Here is a 1,432-nt window from a genome sequence, read left to right as displayed (position 1 = left end):
CGCCGGTCAGGATGGCGATGTCTTCCAGCATGGCCTTGCGGCGATCACCGAAGCCCGGCGCCTTGACGGCGGCAACCTTCAGGCCGCCGCGCAGCTTGTTGACCACCAGGGTGGCCAGCGCCTCGCCTTCCACGTCTTCCGCGATGATCAGCAGCGGACGGCCGGTCTGCACCACGGCTTCCAGCACCGGGAGCATGGCCTGCAGGCCCGACAGCTTCTTCTCGTGCAGCAGGATGTAGGGGTTTTCCATCTCGCAGAGCATCTTCTCCGCGTTGGTGATGAAATACGGCGACAGGTAGCCGCGGTCGAACTGCATGCCTTCGACGATGTCCAGCTCGGTCTCCAGGCTCTTGGCCTCTTCAACCGTGATGACGCCCTCGTTGCCGACCTTGCCCATGGCCTTGGCGATCATCTCGCCGATTTCGGCGTCGCCGTTGGCCGAGATGGTGCCGACCTGGGCGATTTCCTTCGGGCCGGAGATCTTCTTGGCGCGGGACTTGACGTCCTCGACGATCTTCTCGACGGCGAGGTCGATGCCGCGCTTCAGGTCCATCGGGTTCATGCCGGCGGCAACGGCCTTGGCGCCTTCGCGCACGATGGCCTGGGCCAGCACGGTGGCGGTGGTGGTGCCGTCGCCGGCCTGGTCGTTCGCCTTCGAGGCCACTTCGCGCACCATCTGGGCGCCCATGTTCTCGAACTTGTCGCTCAGCTCGATCTCCTTGGCGACGGTGACGCCGTCCTTGGTGATGCGGGGAGCGCCGAACGACTTGTCCAGCACGACGTTACGGCCCTTCGGGCCGAGGGTGACCTTGACGGCATCGGCGAGGATGTCGACGCCACGCAGCATCTTGCCGCGCGCATCGGCGCCGAAACGGACGTCTTTAGCAGCCATTGCTGTTTCTCCTTGAAATGTCTGTCTGAGGGATAGGCGCTATCAAGCGGCCTTGGACTTCTTGGCGGGGGTGCCTTCGATGATGCCCATGATGTCGGACTCCTTCATGATCAGGAGATCCTCGCCATCCAGCTTCACCTCGGTGCCCGACCACTTGCCGAACAGCACGCGGTCGCCGACCTTCACGTCGAGCGGCTGCACTTTGCCATTCTCGTCGCGGGCGCCGGCGCCGACGGCGATGATCTCGCCCTGCATCGGCTTTTCCTTGGCGCTGTCGGGAATGATGATGCCGCCGGCGGTGCGCTCTTCTTCAGCAACGCGCTTCACCACCACGCGGTCATGCAGCGGACGAAACTTCATGCGATCCTCCTTGAGTAATGTCGCATAGATCAGTGTCAGAATTCCGTACAGCCCAGCGAAATCAGCAGCTTAAGCCAAAATCCCGCCCGGCTGTTAGCACTCTCGATCAGAGAGCGCCAGACACTTAAGCAGCCTACCCCGCCCCGTCAAGGGAGCCTTGCCCGGATTCCGCCATAATTT

General features: G+C 63.0%; 2 protein-coding genes. Both read right to left on the bottom strand.

Translation table 11 applies throughout. The features are described from left to right. Nucleotides 1-892: chaperonin GroEL (groEL, locus tag Q1J79_RS00070; protein WP_300295057.1), on the bottom strand; the 892-nt coding region annotated here is incomplete at its 3' end. Nucleotides 893-934: 42 nt separating this feature from the next. Beyond that, nucleotides 935-1,252: a co-chaperone GroES gene (groES, locus tag Q1J79_RS00065; RefSeq protein ID WP_300295056.1), complete on the bottom strand. Its 318-nt coding sequence runs from the start codon at nucleotides 1,250-1,252 to the stop codon at nucleotides 935-937. Nucleotides 1,253-1,432 lie beyond the last annotated feature (180 nt).

The sequence above is a fragment of the Ferrovibrio sp. genome (genome assembly GCF_029255545.1).
GTDB lineage: Bacteria > Pseudomonadota > Alphaproteobacteria > Ferrovibrionales > Ferrovibrionaceae > Ferrovibrio.
This window is presented reverse-complemented; position numbering and strand designations above follow the sequence as displayed.

Coding starts and splice junctions, on each gene's coding strand:
- groES (WP_300295056.1), bottom strand. CDS start 1,252: ATGAAGTTTCGTCCGCTGCATGACCGCGTGGTGGTGAAGCGCGTTGCT.